General features: G+C 35.0%; 28 protein-coding genes and 1 tRNA gene. 28 read left to right on the top strand and 1 reads right to left on the bottom strand.

The window, feature by feature from the left end; all coding sequences use genetic code 11:
• The first annotated feature begins 21 nt into the window (after positions 1-21).
• The 4 genes from jag to rsmG all read left to right on the top strand — a co-directional run bounded on the left by jag (position 22) and on the right by rsmG (position 5076).
• A complete protein-coding gene (jag, locus tag DXA60_RS06820) occupies positions 22-648 on the top strand; it encodes an RNA-binding cell elongation regulator Jag/EloR (protein ID WP_006857741.1) in 627 nt (208 codons plus the stop codon).
• 98 nt (positions 649-746) lie between these two features.
• On the top strand, positions 747-2120 hold the full coding sequence (gene mnmE, locus DXA60_RS06815; RefSeq protein WP_117920593.1) for a tRNA uridine-5-carboxymethylaminomethyl(34) synthesis GTPase MnmE: 1374 nt from the start codon (positions 747-749) through the stop codon (positions 2118-2120).
• Positions 2121-2291: 171 nt separating this feature from the next.
• The gene (gene mnmG / locus DXA60_RS06810; protein WP_117920615.1) at positions 2292-4268 is read left to right on the top strand and encodes a tRNA uridine-5-carboxymethylaminomethyl(34) synthesis enzyme MnmG; all 1977 of its coding nucleotides are present in this window, start codon (positions 2292-2294) and stop codon (positions 4266-4268) included.
• Positions 4269-4359: 91 nt separating this feature from the next.
• Positions 4360-5076, top strand: a complete 717-nt coding sequence (gene rsmG, locus DXA60_RS06805) for a 16S rRNA (guanine(527)-N(7))-methyltransferase RsmG (RefSeq protein WP_186900478.1) — start codon at positions 4360-4362, stop codon at positions 5074-5076.
• 108 nt (positions 5077-5184) lie between these two features.
• Here the strand turns inward: rsmG and DXA60_RS06800 are convergent, their stop codons facing one another.
• Positions 5185-6156, bottom strand: a complete 972-nt coding sequence (locus DXA60_RS06800) for an alpha/beta fold hydrolase (protein WP_241070821.1) — start codon at positions 6154-6156, stop codon at positions 5185-5187.
• Between the two features lie 184 nt (positions 6157-6340).
• On the opposite strand from DXA60_RS06800, the gene DXA60_RS06795 reads away from it, so the two are divergent.
• From DXA60_RS06795 to DXA60_RS06685, 24 genes are all read left to right on the top strand, one after another.
• On the top strand, positions 6341-7345 hold the full coding sequence (locus DXA60_RS06795; protein WP_117920591.1) for a sensor histidine kinase: 1005 nt from the start codon (positions 6341-6343) through the stop codon (positions 7343-7345).
• Positions 7346-7359: 14 nt separating this feature from the next.
• The gene (locus DXA60_RS06790; RefSeq protein ID WP_117920590.1) at positions 7360-8001 is read left to right on the top strand and encodes a response regulator; all 642 of its coding nucleotides are present in this window, start codon (positions 7360-7362) and stop codon (positions 7999-8001) included.
• A gap of 1466 nt (positions 8002-9467) precedes the next feature.
• Complete coding sequence (locus DXA60_RS06785; RefSeq protein WP_117920589.1) at positions 9468-10235, top strand: ParA family protein; 768 nt, start codon at positions 9468-9470, stop codon at positions 10233-10235.
• Between the two features lie 3 nt (positions 10236-10238).
• Entirely contained in the window at positions 10239-11147 is a 909-nt protein-coding gene (locus DXA60_RS06780; protein WP_117920588.1) for a ParB/RepB/Spo0J family partition protein, read from the top strand.
• A gap of 41 nt (positions 11148-11188) precedes the next feature.
• Positions 11189-11710, top strand: a complete 522-nt coding sequence (locus DXA60_RS06775) for a DUF4446 family protein (RefSeq protein ID WP_117920587.1) — start codon at positions 11189-11191, stop codon at positions 11708-11710.
• Positions 11711-11735: 25 nt separating this feature from the next.
• A complete protein-coding gene (locus DXA60_RS06770) occupies positions 11736-12770 on the top strand; it encodes an HD-GYP domain-containing protein (protein WP_117920586.1) in 1035 nt (344 codons plus the stop codon).
• Between the two features lie 89 nt (positions 12771-12859).
• A complete protein-coding gene (locus DXA60_RS06765; protein WP_330418389.1) occupies positions 12860-13750 on the top strand; it encodes a DUF3881 family protein in 891 nt (296 codons plus the stop codon).
• Positions 13751-14050: 300 nt separating this feature from the next.
• Positions 14051-14122, top strand: a tRNA-Arg gene (locus DXA60_RS06760).
• A 400-nt stretch (positions 14123-14522) separates the two neighbouring features.
• Entirely contained in the window at positions 14523-14735 is a 213-nt protein-coding gene (locus DXA60_RS06755) for a ParB N-terminal domain-containing protein (RefSeq protein WP_117920585.1), read from the top strand.
• Positions 14736-15041: 306 nt separating this feature from the next.
• On the top strand, positions 15042-15293 hold the full coding sequence (locus DXA60_RS06750) for a hypothetical protein (protein WP_117920584.1): 252 nt from the start codon (positions 15042-15044) through the stop codon (positions 15291-15293).
• A complete protein-coding gene (locus DXA60_RS06745) occupies positions 15257-15781 on the top strand; it encodes a hypothetical protein (protein ID WP_117920583.1) in 525 nt (174 codons plus the stop codon). The genes DXA60_RS06750 and DXA60_RS06745 overlap by 37 nt, the downstream gene beginning before the upstream one ends.
• Positions 15782-15947: 166 nt before the next feature.
• A complete protein-coding gene (locus tag DXA60_RS06740) occupies positions 15948-16154 on the top strand; it encodes a hypothetical protein (RefSeq protein WP_117920582.1) in 207 nt (68 codons plus the stop codon).
• 10 nt (positions 16155-16164) lie between these two features.
• Positions 16165-17217, top strand: coding sequence for an adenine-specific methyltransferase EcoRI family protein (locus tag DXA60_RS19170; RefSeq protein WP_243006797.1), 1053 nt, complete (start codon positions 16165-16167; stop codon positions 17215-17217).
• 2 nt (positions 17218-17219) lie between these two features.
• Positions 17220-18308, top strand: coding sequence for a DNA cytosine methyltransferase (locus DXA60_RS19165; protein WP_243006796.1), 1089 nt, complete (start codon positions 17220-17222; stop codon positions 18306-18308).
• Positions 18305-19198, top strand: a complete 894-nt coding sequence (locus tag DXA60_RS06730) for a hypothetical protein (protein WP_117920581.1) — start codon at positions 18305-18307, stop codon at positions 19196-19198. The genes DXA60_RS19165 and DXA60_RS06730 overlap by 4 nt, the downstream gene beginning before the upstream one ends.
• Complete coding sequence (locus tag DXA60_RS06725; RefSeq protein ID WP_117920580.1) at positions 19191-19679, top strand: hypothetical protein; 489 nt, start codon at positions 19191-19193, stop codon at positions 19677-19679. Before DXA60_RS06730 ends, DXA60_RS06725 begins: the two co-directional genes overlap by 8 nt.
• A 23-nt stretch (positions 19680-19702) precedes the next feature.
• Complete coding sequence (locus DXA60_RS06720; protein WP_117920579.1) at positions 19703-20047, top strand: hypothetical protein; 345 nt, start codon at positions 19703-19705, stop codon at positions 20045-20047.
• A 116-nt stretch (positions 20048-20163) separates the two neighbouring features.
• Complete coding sequence (locus DXA60_RS06715; RefSeq protein ID WP_117920578.1) at positions 20164-21309, top strand: AlbA family DNA-binding domain-containing protein; 1146 nt, start codon at positions 20164-20166, stop codon at positions 21307-21309.
• 33 nt (positions 21310-21342) lie between these two features.
• Positions 21343-21819: a YaiI/YqxD family protein gene (locus tag DXA60_RS06710; protein WP_117920577.1), complete on the top strand. Its 477-nt coding sequence runs from the start codon at positions 21343-21345 to the stop codon at positions 21817-21819.
• Entirely contained in the window at positions 21806-21988 is a 183-nt protein-coding gene (locus DXA60_RS06705; RefSeq protein ID WP_117920576.1) for a DUF6440 family protein, read from the top strand. The genes DXA60_RS06710 and DXA60_RS06705 overlap by 14 nt, the downstream gene beginning before the upstream one ends.
• 15 nt (positions 21989-22003) lie before the next feature.
• Complete coding sequence (locus DXA60_RS06700) at positions 22004-22381, top strand: DUF4186 domain-containing protein (RefSeq protein ID WP_117920575.1); 378 nt, start codon at positions 22004-22006, stop codon at positions 22379-22381.
• 1 nt (position 22382) lies between these two features.
• Positions 22383-22724: an arsenate reductase family protein gene (locus DXA60_RS06695; RefSeq protein ID WP_117920574.1), complete on the top strand. Its 342-nt coding sequence runs from the start codon at positions 22383-22385 to the stop codon at positions 22722-22724.
• Entirely contained in the window at positions 22724-23242 is a 519-nt protein-coding gene (locus DXA60_RS06690; RefSeq protein ID WP_117920573.1) for an O-acetyl-ADP-ribose deacetylase, read from the top strand. Before DXA60_RS06695 ends, DXA60_RS06690 begins: the two co-directional genes overlap by 1 nt.
• Positions 23243-23299: 57 nt before the next feature.
• Complete coding sequence (locus DXA60_RS06685; protein ID WP_117920572.1) at positions 23300-24322, top strand: PDDEXK nuclease domain-containing protein; 1023 nt, start codon at positions 23300-23302, stop codon at positions 24320-24322.
• The last annotated feature ends 229 nt before the right edge of the window (positions 24323-24551 follow it).

Below are 24551 nucleotides of genomic sequence, written 5' to 3'. Positions count from 1 at the left end.
GAAAGGACAGGGGTTTTGGATATGGAATATATTGAAATTTCAGCAAAAACAGTCGATGAAGCAATCACAGAAGCACTGGTAAAACTGGGGACAACCAGTGACAGAATCGAATATGAGATCGTTGAAAAAGGAAATAACGGATTTCTCGGCATCGGAAGAAAAGATGCAGTTATCAAAGTACGCAAGAAATATTCTGTGAATGATGATATCAAAGATTTCTTAAATAAAGTATTCGAAGCGATGGATTTAAAAGTTGAGATCGTTATGACTGCAGAGGAAAACAGCAATGTGATCAATGTTGATTTAAAAGGTGATGACATGGGCGTTCTGATCGGAAAAAGAGGACAGACCTTAGATTCTCTCCAGTACCTGACCAATCTTGCTGTTAATAAAAATGCAGAGAGTTTTGTAAAAGTCAAAATTGATACGGAAGATTACCGCAAGAGAAGAAGAGAGACATTAGAGAATCTTGCAAAGAATATTGCATACAAGGTAAAGAGAACAAAACGTCCGGTTTCTTTAGAGCCGATGAATCCTTATGAGAGAAGAGTGATTCATTCTACCTTGCAGAATGATAAGTTTGTGACAACACACAGCGAAGGAGACGAACCTTATCGTCATGTTGTTGTAACATTAAAGAGACAGTAAACAGGTTTTCATCCGTGTGTGATGAATGACACAGAAAAATTCGTGGCGGATAAAGAAAACGTCCACGAATTTTTTTGTATATTCAGAAATGAGGTATTATGAGAACAGATACGATTGCTGCGATTGCGACAGCTATGTCAAGTTCAGGAATTGGTATAATAAGAATCAGTGGAGATGAGGCAGTTGAGATTGTCAGCCGCATTTTTTTAATGAAAAACGGAAAAAAATTATCTGATATGCCGACACATACGATTCATTATGGACACATCAAAGATGAAGATGAAGTGATCGATGAAGTTATGGTAGTGCTGATGCGGGCACCAAAAAGTTACACAAAAGAAGATACCGTCGAGATTGACTGTCATGGCGGAGTGTATGTCATGAAGCGTGTGCTTGAGACTGTGATCAAATACGGTGCGCGTCCGGCAGAGCCTGGTGAATTTACAAAACGTGCATTTTTAAATGGCAGGATCGATCTCGCACAGGCAGAGTCAGTCATAGATATTATTCATGCAAAAAATGAATTTGCATTAAAGAGTTCAGAACGGCAGCTTTCCGGTTCTCTTTCGTCTGCAGTAAAAACAGTCCGTGAAAAACTACTGCATGAGATTGCATTTATTGAATCTGCATTAGATGATCCGGAACATATCAGTCTGGATGGATATCCTAAAACACTTCAGGGTATCGTGGAAGAAGCAGGTAAAGAAATCAGGAAACTCCTTGCAAACAGCGATAATGGAAAAATTTTAAAAGAAGGTATTTCAACGGTAATCATTGGAAAACCAAACGCCGGAAAATCATCACTGTTAAATACACTTGTTGGAGAAGAACGGGCGATCGTTACTGATATTGCAGGAACGACAAGGGATGTATTAGAAGAACAGATCAATTTAAATGGAATTATTTTAAATGTGATCGATACAGCGGGAATCCGGAAAACGGATGATGTTGTGGAAAAAATTGGCGTGGATCGTGCAAAAAAATACTTAAATGATGCAGACCTGGCGATTTATGTTGTGGATACATCAACACAGTTGGATGAAAATGATTTTGAAATTATGGAGCTTTTAAAAGACAGAAAAGCAATCATTCTTTTAAACAAATCGGATCTGGCTCCGGTTACTGATCGAGAATCGATCAGAAAGCATCTGGATAAAAAGATGATTGCAATTTCCGCGAAGGAGCAGACCGGGATCGGGGAACTGGAAGAGACAATCCGTGAGATGTTTTTCACCGGAGAAGTTACATTTAATGATGAAGTGTATATCACAAATATTCGTCATAAAACTGCTTTACAGGAAGCAATGAATAGTTTAAATTTAGTGGTGCAGAGTATTATGGACGGTATGCCGGAAGATTTTTATTCTATTGATCTGATGAATGCATATGAAGAACTGGGAAGCATCATTGGTGAGGCAGTCGAAGATGATCTTGTGAATGAGATATTTAGTAAGTTTTGTCTGGGCAAATAATTGGCACCAATGGGTGCCAATTATTGGAAGAATGCAAAGGCAGCATTCTTCCGGTGTGTTGGCAAAAACTATTGTCGCCATTGGACGACAACTATTGGAAGAATGCAAGAGCAGCATTCTTCCGGTGTACTGGCTTTTTTGATAAGATTTTTTAGAAAGAAGGATAAGAAGATGCCTGCGATTGAAGAAAATTATGATGTGGTAGTTGTGGGGGCAGGTCATGCGGGATGTGAGGCGGCATTAGCATGTGCAAGGCTTGGATTGGAGACAATTATTTTTACAGTAAGTGTGGACAGTATCGCGATGATGCCTTGTAATCCAAATATTGGAGGAAGTTCAAAAGGGCATCTTGTGAGAGAGATTGATGCACTTGGCGGACAGATGGGGATTAATATTGACAAGACATTTATCCAGTCTAAGATGTTAAATAAATCCAAAGGTCCTGCAGTACATTCCCTGCGTGCACAGGCAGATAAAGTGAATTACAGCATGGAGATGCGGAAAACACTTCAGAATACAGAGCATCTTACAATCCGGCAGGCAGAAGTAGCCGAGATCATTACGGTTCCGGTAAATTCTGCTGTTACAGAAGAATATATAAATGCAGGAAAAAAAGATGGACAGGTTATAGAAGTTAATGGCGAACTTCAGAAAATTACCGGGGTAAAGACTGTTTCCGGTGGAATTTATCATTGTAAGGCAGTTGTACTTTGTACAGGAACGTATTTGAGAGCACGCTGTCTGACAGGCGAGATGATCACTTATACCGGACCGAATGGTCTTATGGCAGCAAATCATCTTACAGATTCACTTAAAGAGCATGGAATCGAGATGTTTCGTTTTAAGACAGGAACGCCTGCGAGAGTGGATAAACGTTCTCTGGATTTTTCAAAAATGCAGGAACAAAAGGGAGATGAGAGAGTAGTTCCATTTTCATTTACAACAAACCCGGATGATGTGCAGATTGATCAGGTTTCCTGCTGGCTGACATATACAAATCCAAAGACACATGAAATCATTCGTGCAAATTTGGATCGTTCACCAATTTATGCCGGAATTATTGAAGGAACCGGTCCGCGTTATTGCCCTTCCATTGAGGATAAAGTAGTAAAATTTGCAGATAAAGACCGTCATCAGATTTTTATTGAGCCAGAAGGCATTAATACAAATGAAATGTATGTTGGAGGTATGTCATCTTCACTGCCTGAGGATGTTCAGCATGAGATGTACCGCACGCTGCCTGGAATGGAGCATGTTAAAATTGTAAGAAATGCATATGCGATCGAGTATGACTGCATTAACCCGAATCAGCTTTATGCATCACTTGAATTTAAAAAGATCAAAGGACTTTTTTCCGGTGGACAGTTTAACGGAAGCAGCGGTTATGAGGAGGCAGCTTGTCAGGGACTGATCGCAGGTATCAATGCATCTATGAGTATTTTAGGAAAAGAACCTCTGGTTTTAGACCGGTCAGAAGCCTATATTGGCGTATTGATCGATGATCTTGTGACCAAAGAAAACCACGAGCCATACCGAATGATGACCTCACGTGCAGAATATCGCCTGCTGTTAAGACAGGATAACGCAGATCTGCGTCTGACGAAGAAAGGTTATGAAATTGGTTTAATTTCAAAAGAACGTTATGACTGGGTATGCAAAAAAGAAGAGCTGATCGCGCAGGAAATTGAACGTGTTGCAAAAGTAAAAATTGGTGCGAATAAAAAAGTACAGGAATTGCTGGAAAGTTATGACAGTATTCCGTTAAATACAGGAACATTTCTGACAGAATTGATCCGCAGACCGGAGCTTGATTATGATAAATTAGCACCGATCGATCCGGAACGTCCGGATCTTACTGCTGAAGTTACTGAGCAGGTAAATATCAGTATCAAGTATGATGGTTACATTAAGCGTCAGATGAAGCAGGTGGAAAGTTTTAAGAAACTTGAAAAGAAAAAGATACCGGAAAACTTTAATTATGATGATGTTCCAAGTCTGCGAATTGAGGCACGTCAGAAATTAAAGACTTATTCACCAACTTCAATCGGACAGGCATCCCGTATTTCAGGAGTATCGCCGGCAGATGTATCAGTACTGCTTGTGTATATGGAGCAGATGAAGTACCATGAGAAGAAATCGGAAGACTAAAATAAATTTAATGACATTGTCGGCAGATTAAAAAAACGAAGATTTTATATAATTAGGACATTTGCATATAAAACAGAGAATGGAGATCAGAATGAATTATAATCTGGAACAGTTTAAAGAAGGTTTAAAAGAACTTCAGATTGAATTGAGTGATAAACAGATCAATCAGTTTCTTAAATATTATGAACTTCTGGTAGAAACCAATAAGGTGATGAATCTGACTGCAATCACAGAATTTGATGAAGTAGTGGAAAAACATTTTCTGGACAGTCTTTCTTTGTGTCGTGTATACGATTTAAAAGATAATGTTAAAATTTTAGATCTCGGAACCGGGGCAGGATTTCCCGGAATCCCGCTTAAAATTGCATTTCCAGATTTAGAACTGGTACTTGCAGATTCCTTAAATAAAAGGATTAAATTTTTAAACCAGGTAATTGATGAACTGGAGCTGAAAAATATTACTGCTGTTCATGCCAGAGCGGAGGAGCTTGGTAAAAATAAAGATTACAGAGAACAGTTTGATGTATGTGTTTCACGTGCAGTGGCAAATTTGTCTTCTCTTAGCGAATACTGTATACCATTTGTGAAAGTTGGTGGCAAATTTATTTCATATAAATCAGGCAGCATTGAAGAAGAAGTGGCAGAAGCGAAAAAAGCTGTTTTTGTTTTAGGTGGAAAAGTAACGGATGTGTATAAATTTGATCTGTATGAACAGAAAAGATCGTTTGTTGTGATCAACAAGGAAAAGCACACACCGAAAATATATCCAAGAAAAGCCGGGACGCCGACGAAAGAGCCATTACATTAATATTATGTTCATAAAAAAAGTGACTGTAGAAAATTTACTTTTCACAGTCACTTTTTTCATGGTAATAAAATATTCCCAGAACATACCGTCTGTTGATTCGATATAAAATTAATTTTTTTCACGATTAAAAAGCATCTGAATAACTTCAGCTAACTTATCAGGAGCTTCTAATTGTGGAAGGTATTTTACATTAGAAATATATGAAGTTTCAATAAAGGAACTTTGTTTTGCATAGCTGGTTACGATCTGAACAGAATCAGGATTGCTCCGGCTTTCCACAACATAGAATGGAATGGAAAGTTTCTTTAGTGCATGTAAAATGCAGTTGTCAGTGTACTGTCCCTCAATACTTGCCATTAAATATTTTCCGTGGCTGCCATTCATGTGTGATGCTTCGTAGTAGGCATCCAGCATTTTAGAGGAGACAAGCTGTGGTTTGTTAAAATATTCAGTATAAAATAGTTTCTGTATATTTTTTTCATGCGTTTTTACATTGTAAATAAATGTTCCGAGAACAGGAACTTCCAGTAATGTCTTCTTTAAAGTAGAAGAGTTACTTGGCGTGCGGTTAAATTTTTCAGGCATTGGCGGATTGATAGCAATGATTTTGTGAAATAAATGATTCGTCATATTTTCTGCCAACGTCACAAATGAAATGGAAGAACCCGTTGCAATTACTGTAGGGGTATCTTTTATTACTTCTTTTACAAAATCAGTAATAAGCTGAACATATAAGTAATTAGTGTATGTCAGATAAGGTTTTTCTGAACGTCCGCATCCTAAGAGGTCAATCGTATATACGGTATGCTGCTTTTCAAGTTTTTTTGCAAAACGGCACCACTCATAAGAGGAACTGAGTGGACTCAGATCATGTATCAATAAAACAGGTGTTCCAGAACCATGTTTTGTGTAATAGATTTTTCCATTCTTCCAATCAAAAAAATTACCATTTTCCGTCTTTAAGATGTTTTTCATTGAAGCAGTAAGATCGATAAAACGATTTACGAAATGAATGGTTCCGGCAGCTAATGCAGTTAACAGAAAAAAATGTCTGATATTTTTTTTCATACTCTTATTCATAAATGCCTCCATATCTGCCAAATAACAGGCTATTTTTATAATAATATTATAGCCGCTTTTGGCCGCTTATACAAATTAAATTTTTGATTCATGAAAAATTTATCTTTTCAACAAAGTGAATTTAGTATAAAATAAAAATGGTTTATTATTTATGTAATATAAAACATACGTTCGAAGGAAGTATATGATAAGTGAATATTTAAAAAAATTTCAGTCGGAGCTGATGACTAATAAGGAAGATATACATAAATCGATTCAGACACTGGAATTACAGATGAAAGAAAATAAGGCATTTATAATGCTTTTAAAAGAAGAAAATGATTCAAACTATGAATCATTCAGCCCCAGGGATGTTAATCCAAAGGGCAGGGAACAGATTTTACATTTAGAGGAGCAGCAGAAACTTTTACAGGAACAGTTAGATACCAGAAAAAAAGAATATACATCCTGTGTTACAAAGCTGAATGAATTAAATGAGGCAATTTCTGAGCTGGAACAAAAAATAAATGATAATAACTCTGATATAAGCGATGAGATATTCCGGTTAAAATTATTAGAAACACAGGAAAATGAGAGACAGCGCATATCAAGGGAATTACATGATTCAACGGTGCAGAATCTGACAAGTCTGGTTCATAAAACAGAATTATGCAGTAAATTAATCGATATGGATAAGGTCAGATGTAAACTGGAATTAAATATCATGTCTAAAACTTTGCGTGATATTATCAATGATACACGAAATATGATCTACAATCTGCGACCAATGTCATTTGATGATATAGGCTTAGAAGTTACGATTGAACGTGCGTTAGAAAAGTTAGAGAGCAGTGAAACAAAAAAGATAAATTTTTCTGTAGTTGGTGAGTCTTACAAAATAAATCCTGTTATTGGAATTACTTTGCTAAGAATTATTCAGGAAGCCTGCAGTAATGCAATCCGCCATGCAGATTGTTCTGTAATAAAGGTAGTTTTAAACTATCAACCGGGAACAATTATACTTTCTATTGAAGATGATGGAAAGGGATTTGTATATGAGGAGAATGAGTGTAATTGCAAAGCAGATAATTCTGGATTTGGTTTGTCAATGATGAGAGAAAGAGTATATCTTTTATCTGGAAAAATAGACATTCATTCAAAAACAAATGCAGGAACGAAGATTCAGGTTGAAGTTCCAATTGCCGAATAGGGAGGTACAAAACGATGTCAGTAAAAGTTATGATAGCAGATGATCATTCAATGATTCGTGAAGGTTTAAAGCAGTTATTAGAGTTAGAAGGCGAGTTTGAGGTTATTGCAGAAGCATGTGATGGAGTAGATTGTCTTGAAAAATTAAAAACAGTTGTACCTGATATATTATTACTTGATATCAATATGCCAAATATGAATGGACTCGAAGTCCTTCAGAGAATAAAAGATATGAAAATGAAAATTAAAGTAATGGTTTTAACAGTACATAATGAGGTCGAATATCTTTTGAAGGCAGTTGATATTGGAGTAAATGGTTATTTATTAAAAGATTCTGAATCTGCAGAATTAAAAAAAGCAATCTTAGCAGTTGTTAATGGGGAAGATTATATACAGCCAAGTTTAATACCGGTTTTAAATTCCAAGATGCTTGATCGTGACAGCGACAGCAGTAAAATTGAAAGTCTTACCAGAAGAGAACTTGAAGTTTTAAAGATGCTTTCCTATGGAACTTATAATAAAGAAATTGCAGAGCAGTTAAATATTAGTGAACGTACCGTAAAGAATCACGTATCTAATATTTTTAAGAAAATTGGAGTTACAGATCGTACACAGGCAGCCGTATTTGCAATTCGTAATAATCTGATTACAATTTAATCATAGTCAATACGTTTGCGGAGTCGAAAATTACTACTAAATATATAAGATTAGTAATAAATAAAAAGCTCATGTAATGTTTCACGTGAAACATTATATGGGTTTTTTAAATTTATAGAATTTAGGTGTCAAAAGGTGATTCATAACTTTGTGCAATATACCAATCAAAAAATTAAAGATTATCTTTTGACATCCGGATCTTTACAGAAAAATGCGCCCTATGAATTAAATTCCTTTGGTCAGGATCAAACACCTCGTGGAAAAATTAGCTGTAAACAGCACCACTTTGCCACCGCTCTAGCGTAACAGTGAATTTAAAATGTGTGTCATTTCTTGTTCTTGGTATAGGTTATTTTAAAATTAGGTTACAAATAAGTTTAATAGCTTATTTGCTGTTCCTAAACAAAACAGATACATTTGATAGTATCGTAAATGGGATAATTATATCACTTCTTTACATCAAATAAGCTTAGAAAATTAAATTAGTAAATTAGCATATTAGATAAAAGAAAGTAAAAATGTATTGATTTTATAGAATTCGCAAAATTAATCTTAGTACTTTGTAATATATTACATTAAAAACTAATTTATAAGTGATATCTGACCAGACTATTATTAAATCTATAAAGATGGTTATATATAGAATGTTTCACGTGAAACATTCTCAAAAAGAAGTTGATTAATTATATTTATAAATTAATTGTTTCCTTAAAATAAATATTCAAGGAAGAATAGTGTAAAAGTAAGATTCATATATTTAAAATTATACTTATATAATGGAAATTTGTAACAAGGACAAAACTAAAAATATATTTTATATTAATATCAATATAAAAAAGAAAACATTAAAAATGTTTCACGTGAAACATTTTCAGCTCATGATAATAGGAGGTACATATTATTATATCAATAAAATCGCACACAATCTGAAAGCATCAGAATAGAATTTATATGCTTATCTGTCAAATTAAAATTTTTTATTAGGAATATATATCTTTTGAATGATTCGTGAACAATGAGACATTACATATGAGACATTAGACCTATGTTATATTATTGTAAAATATTATATTATGACCAAAAAAATAATTTTTAACTAAAGCTATACAAAAGCCTTGACTTTGTGTGATTTGTTGGCTGATAATTTATACAAAAGTTTTTTACTACCAAAATTTCCACAGATAATTGTGTCTTATGAATATAAAAGTCATTTTGACAAGAAATTGTACCTGATCAAAAATGGCTATAAACGGGGCAGTCCAAGTATACGAAAGAGCTACAAAAGGTTCTTTATCAGATGAAGAAGTAAATATTTTTTAATTCGATAAAAATATATAATTCTTTTAATTCCAGATGAATAATAAAAGTAAAATTATACAAAATGTTTCACGTGAAACATTTTATTATAGAAATGCATATATATAAGTGCTATAATGAAAACAATAAAAAAGGAAATGAGGATTAAAATGAGCAGAATAATAGCAATCGCCAACCAAAAGGGTGGTGTAGGTAAGACAACAACGGCGATTAACCTTGCTTCCTGTTTAGCCGAAGCAGGAAAAAAAGTTTTGACAATTGATCTTGATCCGCAGGGAAATATGACGAGTGGATTAGGTGTAAATAAAAATGAATTGGAAAACACGGTATACGAATTAATGCTGGATGAATGTTCTATCAAAGAAAGTATGGTAGATACGGTAGTGGAAGGAATGAAAATTATACCGTCCAATGTAAATCTTGCAGGAGCAGAAATTGAACTGTTAGGCATTGAAGATAAAGAATATATTTTGAAAAATGCTGTAGATTATGTCAGGGATGATTATGATTTTATAATTATTGATTGTCCGCCGTCATTGAATATGTTGACAATTAACGCCATGACTACGGCTGATTCTGTACTTGTTCCAATCCAGTGTGAATATTATGCATTAGAGGGACTCAGTCAGTTGATACACACTATTGATCTTGTACAGCAGAGATTGAATCCTGAACTTCATATTGATGGTATCGTTTTTACCATGTATGATGTAAGAACAAATCTATCAAACCAGGTTGTTGAAAATGTAAGAACAAATCTTGATACAAAGATTTATGATACATTAATACCTAGAAATATACGTCTTGCAGAAGCACCATCACATGGATTACCTATTAATATGTATGATACAAAATCTGCAGGATCAGAGAGCTATCGTATGTTAGCAAAAGAAGTTATGGAAAGGAAGAATGTATAAAATATGGCAACAAAAAAACGTGGTTTGGGACAGGGAATAGATTCATTGATTCCAAATAAAGTAAATGTAAATAAAGAATCAGAGATAATAAAGGTAAATGCAGATTCTGAGAAGAAAGATGGAATTTTTGTCAATATTAATAAAGTAGAACCAAACAGGGAACAGCCAAGAAAAAATTTTGATGAAGATTCATTAGTAGATTTATCAGAGTCCATTAAACAGGTAGGGGTACTTCAGCCATTACTTGTATTAGATAAAAAGGATTATTACGAAATCATTGCAGGTGAGCGACGCTGGAGAGCTGCAAAACTTGCAGGATTAAAAGAAGTTCCAGTCCGAATCATGAATCTTACGGATCAGGAAGTAGTAGAAATTTCATTGGTGGAGAATATACAGAGAGAAAATTTAAATCCAATTGAGGAAGCGTTTGCATATAAAAGACTTTTGACAGAATTTCATTTGAAACAGGATGAGGTTGCCGAGCGTGTTTCTAAGAGCAGAACGGCAGTAACCAATTCGATGAGACTTTTGAAATTAGATGAACGTGTTCAGCAGATGGTAATTGATGATATGATTACAACTGGTCATGCAAGGGCACTGCTTGGAATTGAAGATGCGGAAAAACAATATGCAACGGCTCAGAAAATTTTTGACGAGAATTTGAGCGTACGTGAGACAGAAAAGCTGGTAAAAAAAATCCAAAAGAATAAAGATGTTCCTGTAGAAAAGAAAAAGGTTTCAGATCCTGCAATGGAAGCAATTTATCATGATTTAGAGGAAAAGATGAAATCAATCCTTGGAACAAAAGTCGCTATCAATAAAAAGGATGATCAAAAAGGAAAAATCGAAATTGAATATTATTCTATGGATGAATTAGACCGGATTATTGATCTGATTCGTACAATCGCATAAAATACATAGAACATTTGTTCTAAATAACGAAAGGTAAAATAATGATTTCAAAGTATTTAGGAATTGATTCAGATTATATTATTATAGGACTCTGTGGGGTTCTGTTGATTTTATTTATATTGGTGATTATAAATATTGTTCAGATGAAAAAACTGAAAAAGAATTATCGTATTTTTATGAGCGGAAAAGATGCAAAGACATTGGAAGATACATTGATTCAAAGGCTCAATCAGGTTGATTCCCTGTTAGAATCAAATGAAGAAAATGACAGAAATATTAAAGTACTCTCTAAAAATATGCAGTGTACCTATCAGAAAATGGGACTTATTAAGTATGATGCATTTCATGAGATGGGCGGAAAATTAAGTTTTTCTCTTGCAATGTTAGATATGCGCAATAATGGATTTATTATTAACGCAATGCACACCAGAGAAGGCTGCTATACATATATTAAAGAAATTATTGATGGCAATTCTGTAATTGTTTTATCAGAGGAAGAGCAGGAAGCTTTAAAACGTGCAATGAATCCAAATAGCGATTTGAAAAATTCAAATGAGGAATAATGAAAAATAAGATAATGGAGAGATAATGATAATACGGCAGGTCAAATCACTTGTAGGCGGAGAAACACTGGCGGAACCGGTTATAACGAAAGAGAAAGAAATATTGATATCCGGCGGAACTGTGTTAAAACCGGAGTATTTGGATCTGATTTCTTTTTTGGGAATTGATACAGTATGTATCGAAGATCCGTATGAAGCCTTTGAAACAACACATTTGATTATCAATGAAGAAAGAGAAAAGTATTATGTCAGTGAAGTACAGAAAATTCTGGAGAATCATATATACCATGGAAAAAATTCACTGAGCAAAATGGCTGAGCTGGCAAATGAAATTGTCAGTGAAATAACAAAAGCAGAGCAGCCTAAGGTAATAGATATAGAAGAACGCAATGGAAATCTTTATGAGCATACGGTACAGGTGACTATGTTGTCTCTGGCAGTTGCAAAAATGTTAAAAGTAAAAGAAGAGGATTATATTGATATTGCCATAGGGGCATTATTGCATGATCTTGGTATGCGTTATACTACGGTTCCATATATTAATTTTGATATGGATAGCAGACCGGCATCTGAAGTATTTGAATTAAAAAAACATACAATACTGGCATATTCAGCGTTAGAAGGTGAAGACTGGATATCACCGGTCTCAAAAAAAATGGTATTAACACATCATGAGAGAAAAGATGGATCAGGATATCCTTTAAAACAAAAAACAAAGGATATAGAGTGTAATATATTACAGGTGTGTGATGCATTTGATTGTATGATTTCCGGAATGGAATGTAAAAGAATCAGTGTACAGCAGGCACTTGAGACAATGATCGAGGCGGCAGACCTCTTATTTGAACGGAAAATTGTAAAAGTAATACAGAAAATGGTTGCATATTATCCGGTTGGTACGAAAATCAGGCTGAATACAGGAGAAACAGGGATTGTCATATGCCAGACGGATAATTCGATTCGTCCAATCGTTGCGGTATTGGATCAGACGAATCAAATGACGGAAATCAGGTATGACCTGACAAAAAATAAAAAAATATCAATTCTGCAGTTGGTTTAAGAATGGAGATCAGTGTGAAAAATACATTTTTCACACACAAGATTTGTGCTGGCACACAAACTTGAGATGCGCTGGAGGAAAGCGCAGGAATGGAGATAAGTATGCATAAATTTTTAAGAGCAGTCGGTCTTTCTGATATTAAGAAAGAAGAACTCGAAAAAATATGTAAAGATATAGAAGCAAAACCAGATACGATTAAGGTGGCAGAGGATTCTGAAGGAAATGAATTTGCAGAACTTTGTTATCAGTTTGGTGATTTTTTTGGCCTGACATTAAGAGGTACCTATCGGGAAGATGATATATTTGAGATGGATTATTACTATCCATATTTTTTTGGCACAATGTTATCCACAAGAGAACAGGCAGAAGTGGAAAAGCATGCGGAAAAAGAGTCCTATGCGGGGATATGTGATGAAGTCCGGATAGGTGTAACATTAATTTTCTATCTGCAGAATGTTGTTGATTTTCTGGCAGTAAAAGGATCAAAAAGATATATGAATCTGGAAGAGGGTGTCATTTTAGGTGCACTTTCCACAGAGGGAAAAATTTTGCTCCCAATTAACAAAGCTGAGAAAAAAAATAAACAGAATCAGCAGAATACCACAGATCGCAATTATCTGGTTGCAGCTGCAAGAGACGGGGATGAGAATGCAATTGAAAATTTAACATTAGAAGATATTGATACATATTCCATGTTATCGAGACGCATTACCCATGAGGATGTACTCAGCATTGTCGATTCTTATTTTATGCCATATGGTATTGAAAGCGATCAGTATGCAATCCTTGGCGAAATCATGGACTGCAGGATGGAGCAGAATAATCTTACCGGTGAGAATGTATGGGTACTTGATATCTGTTGCAATGAAATGAATTTTGGTGTATGTATCAATCAGAAAGATCTGGTTGGGGAGCCACAGGTTGGAAGAAGATTTAAGGGCATTGTATGGATGCAGGGAAGTATAAAATATAGAGAATAAGTATAGATATTTTTGAGGAAGTATGATAGAATAAAAAAGCTGTATGTGGATTTACCACATACAGCATATATATCTTATATAAGTTCTCATAGTTAAATGGATATAATAAGCGCCTCCTAAGGTTTAATCATGGTTAAACCCAGTGAAAACACAGAGGTGGTAAATCGGAATTCGATTCCAACAGGGATTGACGAAGATGTCAAAGTAAGATACAATGGAAATTCATCACGAAAGTGATTGGATTCATAGATATGGCAACCGTAGCCAAAAAGGTATGAAAGCCTTGAAAATACGGCGCTTGTCTCCTTAGTTAAATGGATATAACGGGGTCCTCCTAAGACTCTATTGTAGGTTCGATTCCTATAGGAGACGCTACATTTTAGCGGTAATGAAGACAAAATCATTGCCGCTTTTTTCATGCAATTTTATCAATTTCGATGGCAAATTTGTCAGCGAAAAGTGATTGAAAAATGGATTTTGTCAGCGAAAATGAAATCTTGTCATCAGGATTTATTTTTAAGATTGTCACACGGAGAGATAAGGTACAATGCAGGATAAGATTTTGGGGGTAAATCAGAGTTAAAATAACACAATTTTCTTGCCTGATATAAGGCCTGTCGGAAGAGTCCGTTCAGATTAGATAATAACAATCTATTCTGGACGGGCTTTTTTGCGTGAGCAATGAGTCAAGGTCCAAGCTTGCTTGAGACTTTGACGAATGCCGCGACAGCGAGCGAGTAACGCGAGTGCGTTCAGGGAAAGGAAGTTGCCTATGGCAGAAAAAACAGAATTATTAGAAGAAGATGAAAAAATAGTTGAGATTGAGCTGGAAAGATGGAGAGGATTTGAAAATCATCCATTTAAGGTCAGAGCAGACAGCCAGATGATTGAATTACAGGAGAGTATCAGAAAGTATGGTATCTTAAATCCTTTAATAGTAAGACCGAAGAAAGATGGATGCTATGAAATTATATCCGGGCACTGAAGAAAATTTGCTGCTGAGAAAATAGGATATAGAAAGGTTCCTGTGATAATACGAGTCCTTAAAGATGATGAAGCTGTTGTATCAATGGCTGATTCAAACCTACAAAGAGAAATGATCAGCCCAAGTGAAAAAGCATTTGCTTATAAGATGAAGTACGAAGCAATCAAATGAAAAGCAGGAAGAAGAAAATGTGGTCAGGTAGACCATAATTTAGGAAAAAAGAGTATTGAGCTGATCGGAGAGGAATGTGGGGACAGTCCCAAACAGGTCCATAGATATATCAAGATAACGGATCTGATACCTGAAATGCTTGAAAAAGTAGATGATGGAAGCATGGAATTTACCCCGGCAGTGCAGCTATCTTATTTAAAAGCAAATGAACAGAAGCAAATGCTTGATGCAATGGAGTTTGCTCAATGTACGCCTTCATTATCGCAGGCACTTAGGATAAAAAAATTAAGTGCTGATGGGAAACTTAAAGTACAGGACATGGAAGATATCCTTAGTGAAATAATCTCTGGATGGAGCTTAGGGAAAAAGAAGATCAGCTTGCTGTAAGTGTGATTTCAGATTTCAGAAAGAGAACAACGGAGCAGTTTCACCCAGTAGACGGAATGAGTGTTGGAGAGATTGAAGAAATGGTATCGTACTATGTGCAGGCAAAGATTATAGAAAATGATCTGGATGCACAGGTAGAAAATGTGATTATATCCGGCAGCAGGTGTAGGGAAATTGAGAAAAACGGCTCGGACTTGGATGTGATGGTAGACTATAAAGGAACAATCAGGGAAGATAATTTTTTTAATATACTGCATGAGGATGGATTCACGATTGCTGGAATTGTAGTAGACATCAATCCTATCACAGAAGATAAAACGGGACTACTGGCAGAGTATCTGGAATCAGTGGAGCAGTATCTGAAAGAAAAGGCACAGGAAGGAAAACTGGAAAAGCCATCCGTGAGAGAAAAGATAAAACAAGCAAAGCAGATCACGCAGGAAAAGAAAAAAGTGAATACGGAAAAGTTAAAAAATGATGAAAGATAGAAGAGTCATGGTTGATGGAGATTGGTACATGAGATGGGATTGACCATTACTTTATTATTTTTTCTCATTATATGTACTCAATACAGTAGTTATTCGTTGAATTAAGTGGTTAATCGTAGTATTATATATATGTATAAATGTAGCTTAATTTGATGGAGAGTAGATTATGGCAAGACCGAAAAAAAATGGAACTTATTTGAATGTGTGCATAGAAACTTCTATATATAAACGGCTTGAAAAATTATGTGATGAGGCAGGGCAAACAAAAACTGTAGCGGTTGAACGAGCATTAAAAGCATATTTTGATGAATATGATGAGACAAAGAGAATTATGAATAATATCTCAGCTGGAAAATATAAAAATAGCAAATAAAGGAGCTACTATGTCTGGAAATTCAATTTTAAACAGTGCAAAATATTCCAATAACAATACAGATGAATGGTATACCACATATGAAACCATTAAAGAAGAGATTAGCCATTATACAAAGGCGTTTTACGGAAAAACTGTACTATGTAATTGTGATGATCCATTTGAATCTAATTTTTGCTATTATTTTATGAAGAATTTTAATAAGCTTCAATTAAAAAAACTTATATGCACATCATATTCTGGTTCAAAAATTGATCAAATAAAAAATAATAATCAGATAACTTTGGATATGTATTATAATGATATTGCACATCATGAAGATATCCAAGGTAGTGTTCTTGTTATTACTAAAATGCCAGGAACTTTTGGTGAAGAAGTAGATGATGAAATAATAAGGAAAACACTCTCGAAGAAAGACACAGTAAAAAGATTAAAAGGAAATGGAGACTTTAGAACAGATGAATGTATTGAATATTTGAAACAATGTGATATTTGTTGTACCAATCCACCATTTAGTTTATTTGCTGAGCTATTTTCTTTAATTGTAAAATATAATAAACAATTTTTACTTATAGGGAATCAAAATGCGATTACATATAAAGAAATATTTCCATATATTAAAGAAAACAAAGTTTGGGTAGGATATCGATTTGGAGATATGGCATTTAGGGTTCCAGCTGATTCACAACCACGAAAGACAAGATTTTGGATTGATGAATCTGGGCAAAAATGGAGAAGCCTCGGAAATGCGATGTGGCTTACGAATATAGATATTGAAAGAAGGTATCATAAGTTAGAATTGACGAAACATTATAATCCTGAATTACATCCAAAATTTGACAACTTTGATGGAATAAATGTAAAGAGAGTGGCTGATATTCCAATGGATTATTATGGGATAATGGGTGTTCCTATTACTTATATTAAATATCACAATGGCTCACAATTCGAGATTATTGGTGAAGCTAATCATGGTTCAGATAATGAATTTGATTTATTTAAGCCTAAAGTTAATGGTAAGGAATTATTTAAAAGAATTTTAATTCGCCGAAAGGATAACTAAAAATGAGTAGAGAATTTAGAGCGCTAGATTTATTTTGCGGAGCAGGCGGACTGTCTTGGGGGCTACATAAGAATAAGAATTTCAAAACAGTAGTAGCACTGGATTTTGATGAGAATGCAGCAAATACTTTTAAAAAGAATATGCCTGAGGTGGATGTAATAGTAGGAGATATAACAGATAGTGCTGTAAAAGAAAAAATAATAGCTTCTGCAAAGAAAGAAAATGTAAACATGATTGCAGGGGGACCACCATGCCAAGGATATTCTATGAAAGGAAAAAAACTTGGGTTAGCAGATCCTCGAAACTTTTTATTTAGAGAATATCTTAATATAGTAAAAGAAATTAGACCGGAAGTATTTATAATAGAAAATGTGAAGGGATTGCTTATAGCATCAAATGGATGGTTTAAGGAAGAAATTATACAATCAATAGAAGATTTAGGGTATAATGTTGAGTATGGAATATTAAATGCGGCAGATTTTGGAGTACCTCAATCAAGAGAAAGAACCATTTTTATCTGTTCACAAAACAAGAAAATACCATTGCCTGAACCTATTGTGAAAACAAGAACAACAGTGAGAGATGCAATCAGCGATTTATCATATCTAAATTCTGGAGAGGGAGAGTTTGAGCAAGTATATGCTATGGAACCGCAAAGTAACTATCAAAGGCTTATGCGAGAGGGGAGCAATAGATTGTATAACCATAAAGCATCAAATCACAAAGAAATTGCTATTGAGAAGCTAAAACTAATTCCACCAGAGCAAGGAAAAGAGTGCCTTCCGGAAGAAATGTTGGGAAATCAGAAGTTTAAGACAACATGGGGAAGATTAAAGTGGGATGATGTATCACCTACAATAGATACACGATTTGATGCTTCTTCAAATGGAACAAATAATCATCCATATTTGCATCGAGCAATTACTCCCAGAGAGGCTGCAAGATTACAATCGTTTGATGATATTTTCATTTTTTATGGTTCAAAAGTATATGTAAGAAAACAAATAGGAAATGCAGTTCCTCCATTATTAGCTAAGGCCATTGCAGATCAAATTGAGGATTATTATTCAACGGAAGGAGATACATTATGAATGTAGAAATGGCATATTTACTTGGAATGATTACCGGCAACGGGCAAATACAGAGAGGACCTACCGAGACAACAATATCAATAGATATTCCTCATAAAAAATTGGAAACAGAATTTCAAAATGATGTAGGTATATATGTTAGAGCTAGTATAACAGATATTAGAACCGTTTTAGAGCCGTTATTGGGGACATCTTTATCGTTTTCTCAGAGTGCAAATTATTCATTATTGTCATTTAGAAAGCCAAATGAAGATTATTTAATGCGAGAAGTTCTCAGATATGTAGGTGGAGCAACGTCATCGGATAATGCAAGAATTTCCCCAGAGGTGTTTAATTTTACATTTGATGAGAGAAAGCAGTTTATAAGAGGATTTGCAGACGTTACAGGATATATTCGTAGAAGTAACTATGCTTTTTCAGAACCTAATTATAGAGTATATTTTGAAATTCCTCATAATTGGATGTTGGTTGTTGATTTTTGTAATTTATTGAAAAGTATTGATATCCCAGTACAAGCAATTGATTGGGCTCATCCGAATATGAGAGACGGAAATTTAACCAAATATAACCAGGGGAAGACGGATTTTTGGAAAAAAGAGCATCAAGTTAAAGTGTGGGCTTTAGAGTTTCAGCCAGTAGGTTTTGTTGTTTTACATAAGCAACAAGCATTAGATTATTTTGCAGAAGAGCAAAAGAAACCATATTTGCAAGCAGGTAAAGATCCGGCGGCAAGACTTCATCGTTATTATTGGGAACTCACTCAAAGGAAAAAGCAAAAACCCTCTCATCCAGGTGAAAATGATGAATTTATTCCTGAGGAGATCAGAGGAAGGCATTATGATAGTTGGACGAAAATTGCAAAGGACTTAGGATATAAAAAAGATGAATAATGTGAGATTAGAAGAAGAATTATATGAACCAATGAGAACATGGTTGGAACAATATGTTAAAGATAAATACAAGGGATATGATGTTGTTGCAATTGACGCACATGCAGAAAGATTAGATAGAGTATTAGCAAAATATGGTATAATAAATGAAATGGCAAATGGCGTGGATATCCAAATTGATGTGTTGGCAATTGCTAAGAAGAAAGAGAATGTAAAACTGTTTTTTATTGAGGCAAAGAAAACACAGTTAACGTTAAGAGATTTAGGGCAGTTATGGTCATATTGTAAACTTGTAGTTCCGGAAGAAGCGTTTTTAATGTCATCGTTAGGATTAGGTAGTTTAAATAAATTACTTAATGCATTTAGAAGAGAAGATCTTTTAGATTTTGGAGATGGTAAGAAAATTAAAAAGATGAAGATAGCAAAATGGGATATTAGGACGAATGCACCAGATATGGTAAGTATGATTCCTAAAATATAAATTAAAGTAAAGGAGAAGAAAATATGGAGATAGCAGAACAAATTGATGATTTTTTTAAAAGAACGGGACAAACAGTGTTCATTGAGGCAGAAGCCAAGGAAAGCAGAGTACAAAATTTTATAAGAGATTACAATAATAGATTATCGGAAAATCTCAATATTTCTGATGATGGAATTATTGCTTTGGATGATGATGCAAATAAATGGGGACTAGAATTACGTTGTTATTTCAATGATAGCAATGGATTTCCAAATGGAGTACAAATAACATCTAATCGTGCATATCGGACAGAATATTCATATAGATTTAATGATGTAGATATTATTTGGGAATTATTTGATTTGGGGTATAGAATCGGATTAAATTAGTTTAGAAAGAAGGGATTATTGCGGACAGTAATAGTCCCTTTGTTTTGCTAGTATTTATATGTAAAAATTATGGAGCATTTTGTTGAATTTGCACTAAAAAGAATAGAGAGTAATATATGAATCGGGATAAATTAAGAAATATTATTCAAGAATTATTAAATACGGGATGTGAGGGAACATACTGGGATTTTAAAGAGGATTATACAGACTGTAGGGAAGATAAGTTGATAGATATTATTTGTATGGCAAATAATATAGATGGTTGTAATGCTTATTTAATATATGGCGCTGATGATAATGGCACTGTAAAAGGAATTGAAAATACTACATACAGTAGGTATACAACGAAATCATTAACTGAATTTTTGAGATCTAAACCGTTTGCAGGAGGCTATGTACCGAAAACCGAAGTTCAAGTAATTGAAATTAACGGTCACGAGTTAGATATAGTTATTATATACAATACCAGAAATACTCCGTATTATTTAGATGAAGATTTTTCTTCCAGTCATGATATTAAGAAGAAATTATTTGCAGGGTCTATATATACTAGAGTAAATGATGTAAATACACCTAGAAAACAGACTGCAAATTATGAGCATACAGAATATTTATGGAGAAGAAGGTTTGGACTTGATATGACACCTTCTCAAAAATTACTTAAATTGTTGGATAATGTCAAAGAGTGGTCAGAAACCACTTGGGACATAGATAGACACAGCTATAATTTATATTCTCCAGAATATCAAATAGAAGTACTTGATTCTGTAGATGGATATGAAACTTTAGGTTATTTTTACGATGATGAAAGGATGTTGTGTGCACCTTTAAAATTAAAATATTTAACTACAACTTTATATGAGACAGAATTGTGGTATATGGATATGGGAAGATGCCTGATTCCAAAGCCAGAAAGATGCTATAAAATAGAAAATAATCTATTTTATTATTATATTGAAATAGATTCATTAAGTGGAAAATTACTTCCTTTATTTGCATATGGAAGATATCAATGCAATAATCGTTCCGGACAACAAATGCCAGTTTTAATGTTTAAGAATGAGGATAATCGCCATGAGTTTGAGGATTGGGTGTCGAAAAATCAAAAGTTAAAGGAGAAATATATTAAAACAATTAGTGAAAATGCAATATTTCAACATATTAAAAGCAAGGAAGAAAGGAACGGAACCCCCCAATGTGGTGTTTTACAAGTAGCCTTATCATTTGCTTATTACAGGAAATGGATTGAAGTAAAAAAATAAAAACTGTAGAATGAGATAAAGGGAAAGAATAATATGATTATTTATGTGGATGCAGATGCCTGTCCAGTAGTCCGCATTGTTGAAAAGATTGCAGAAAAATATATTATTCCGGTTACGCTCTTATGTGACACAAATCATGTACTTGAATCAGGTTATAGTGAAGTGATTGTTGTTGGGGCCGATGCTGATGCGGTGGATTATAAGCTGATCAGCATATGCCACAAGGGAGATATTGTTGTATCGCAGGATTATGGGGTGGCGGCAATGGCACTTGGAAAAGGTGCGTATGCAATTCACCAGTCAGGAAAATGGTACACAAATGACAATATAGACCAGATGCTTATGGAACGGCATCTGAATAAGAAAGCCCGGAGAGCATCCGGGAAGAATCATGTAAAAGGACCAAAGAAACGGACACCAGAAGATGATGAGCATTTCAGCGAGTCATTTGAGAAAATGATACGCATGGCAATTCAGAACAGAAAAGGAGAAAAAAATGGCAAAGAATGAAAGATTTGAAAGAACATACTCACAGGGAACAATGAATGTGACAGAAATCTGGGTAGATAAGGAAACAGGAGTAAATTATCTTTATCATGCAGCGGGATATTCGGGAGGATTGACACCGCTTTTAGACAGAGATGGCAAACCGGTTATTTCTCCGATTGTAAATGGATAATGGAAGTGAAGTCTGATGACTAAGAAAGAATGGTATAAACAGCTCTTTGAACATCTCGAAGCCTCGAAGTTCAGGAGCAGTTTTCATTTGAAGCAAAAGGATATTGATTACATCAATGAAAAAGACTTGGATGTCATACGACAGCATGCACAGGATTTTATAGCAAAGCGTGAAACACCAGCATATATTCCGAATGATGGGAAGCAGACACCTACTAAGGGACATCCGGTATTTATTGCACAACATGCAACCGCAACATGTTGTCGAGAGTGTATCAGGAAATGGCATAAGATGCAGCCAGGCAGGGAATTAAGTCAGGTGCAGCAGGATTACCTGGTGGATGTAATTATGACATGGATTGAGAAAGAACTTGCCAGAGCAAAGGAGAACTGATTTGAATATACAGATATTTGGTACAAAGAAATGTAATGATACGAAAAAGGCAGAACGCTTTTTTAAAGAGCGTGGCATCAAGTATCAGTTTATTGATATGAAAGAAAAAGGCATGAGCAAAGGAGAATTTAATTCTGTTGCTCAGGTTAATGGTGGTCTGGATAATATGATCAACTGGTCTGGAAAAGATAAGGATCTGCTTGCACTTATCAAATATATAGCAGATGAGGACAAGCTGGAGAAGGTTCTGGAGAATCCGCAGGTTATCAAAACTCCGGTAGTGAGGAATGGAAAACAGGCGACACTTGGATATCAGCCGGATGTATGGAAAGGATGGAATTGATGTATATACTTAGGACAGTACAAGGAGATATAACGAAAATCACAGATGTTGAGACAATCGTCAATGCGGCCAACAATTCCTTATTAGGTGGAGGAGGTGTTGATGGTGCAATTCACCGGGCGGCAGGACCGGAGCTTTTGGCAGAGTGCCGGACTCTTCATGGATGCGAGACTGGTGAGGCAAAAATCACCAAGGCATATAATTTACCTTGTGATTATGTAATACACACAGTTGGACCGATATGGAATGGTGGAAGGACGCAGGAAGAGGAGCTTCTGGCAAGCTGTTATTTCAATTCTATGAAGGTTGCATTAGAGAATGGAATCAGAACAATCGCATTTCCATCCATATCGACTGGAGTGTATAGTTTTCCGGTAGAATTGGCAGCAAAGATAGCGGTAAAGACAGTTAATAGATTTCTACAGGATAATCCAGACAGTTTTGATTTAGTGGAATGGGTGCTGTTTGATTCACATACAGAGGAAATATATGAAGCAGCAGTGGATAAAACAGTATAATGGAGTACATCTTCATGTTATACGGAATAAGTATTATATATCGAAAGGGTAATAAAAATGGGTGACTTAACATATACTAATTCTATGATGAATGAAATTAGAGAGTTATTATTAAACGCACGTCAGCATGTGGCAGTGCAGGTAAATACAGAGCTATTGTCTACTTATTGGAATGTTGGTAGGATTATTGTTGAGCATGAACAGGAAAATAAGGAACGTGCCGACTATGGCAAGCAGACTTTAAAGCAGCTTTCAAAGGATTTAACAAAGGAGTTTGGGAAAGGATTTTCTGTTTCCAATCTCCAATTTATGCGACGGTTTTATCAAAATTATCAAATTCAACAGACGGTGTCTGTTAAATTGTCGTGGTCTCATTATTGCGAACTTCTTACAATCTCTGATGCAGATAAGCGTAGTTTTTACGAAAAGGAATCAATCAATTCCGGATGGTCGATACGTGAATTAAAGCGTCAGATATCCACGTCGCTTTATGAGAGATTGCTTCTGTCAGAGGGAAAAACAAATAAAGAAACTGTGTTGGCACTTGCAGAAAAAGGCATAGAAATGGCTACTCCCCTTGATATTATTAAGGATCCGTATGTGTTTGAGTTTTTGGGTGTGCCTGAAAATAAACCTATGCTTGAAAGTGATCTTGAAAAAGCGCTGGTTGCACAAATTGAAAAATTTTTGCTAGAATTAGGACGAGGGTTTATGTTTGTTGGTACACAACAGCGTATAACTCTAAATAATACACACTATTATGTGGATATGGTTTTCTATAACAAAATACTTCGTGCGTATGTGTTGATTGAATTAAAGACAACAAAACTTATGCCAGAAGCCGCTGGACAACTTAATATGTATCTGAACTATTATGCAGCAGAAATTAACGATGAACACGATAACCCGCCTATCGGTATTATTTTGTGTACGGATAAGGACAGCGTAGCTGCTGAATATGCCCTTGGTGGATTGTCAAATAACATTTTTGCTTCTCGTTATGTATCTTATATTCCCAATAAGGAACAGTTGGTAGCACAAGTAGAAGCTGTTTTGAATGAATGGAATAAACCAGAATAAAGTAAGAAAAATGAGATATGGCAGTTATCGGGAATGTCATCAAAATAGCACAGATTATAAAAAAAGGCATAGCACCCATCACAGGTCCTATGCCTTTGCATTTTCCGGCAGCAGCATCCGGTCATCAATATAGTAGTCGCAGGATATCTTGCGGCTGTTGTGTCCGTAGAGACCGTTTCAAGTTTTGTGTAAACGTTAAAAACTGATATAAGATTTGTGAATAGTTACA

Source organism: Roseburia sp. OF03-24, from assembly GCF_003463035.1.
Lineage (GTDB): Bacteria > Bacillota > Clostridia > Lachnospirales > Lachnospiraceae > Roseburia > Roseburia rectibacter.
Note: the sequence above shows the minus strand (reverse complement) of the source record. Positions and strands in the feature narration are given on the sequence as shown.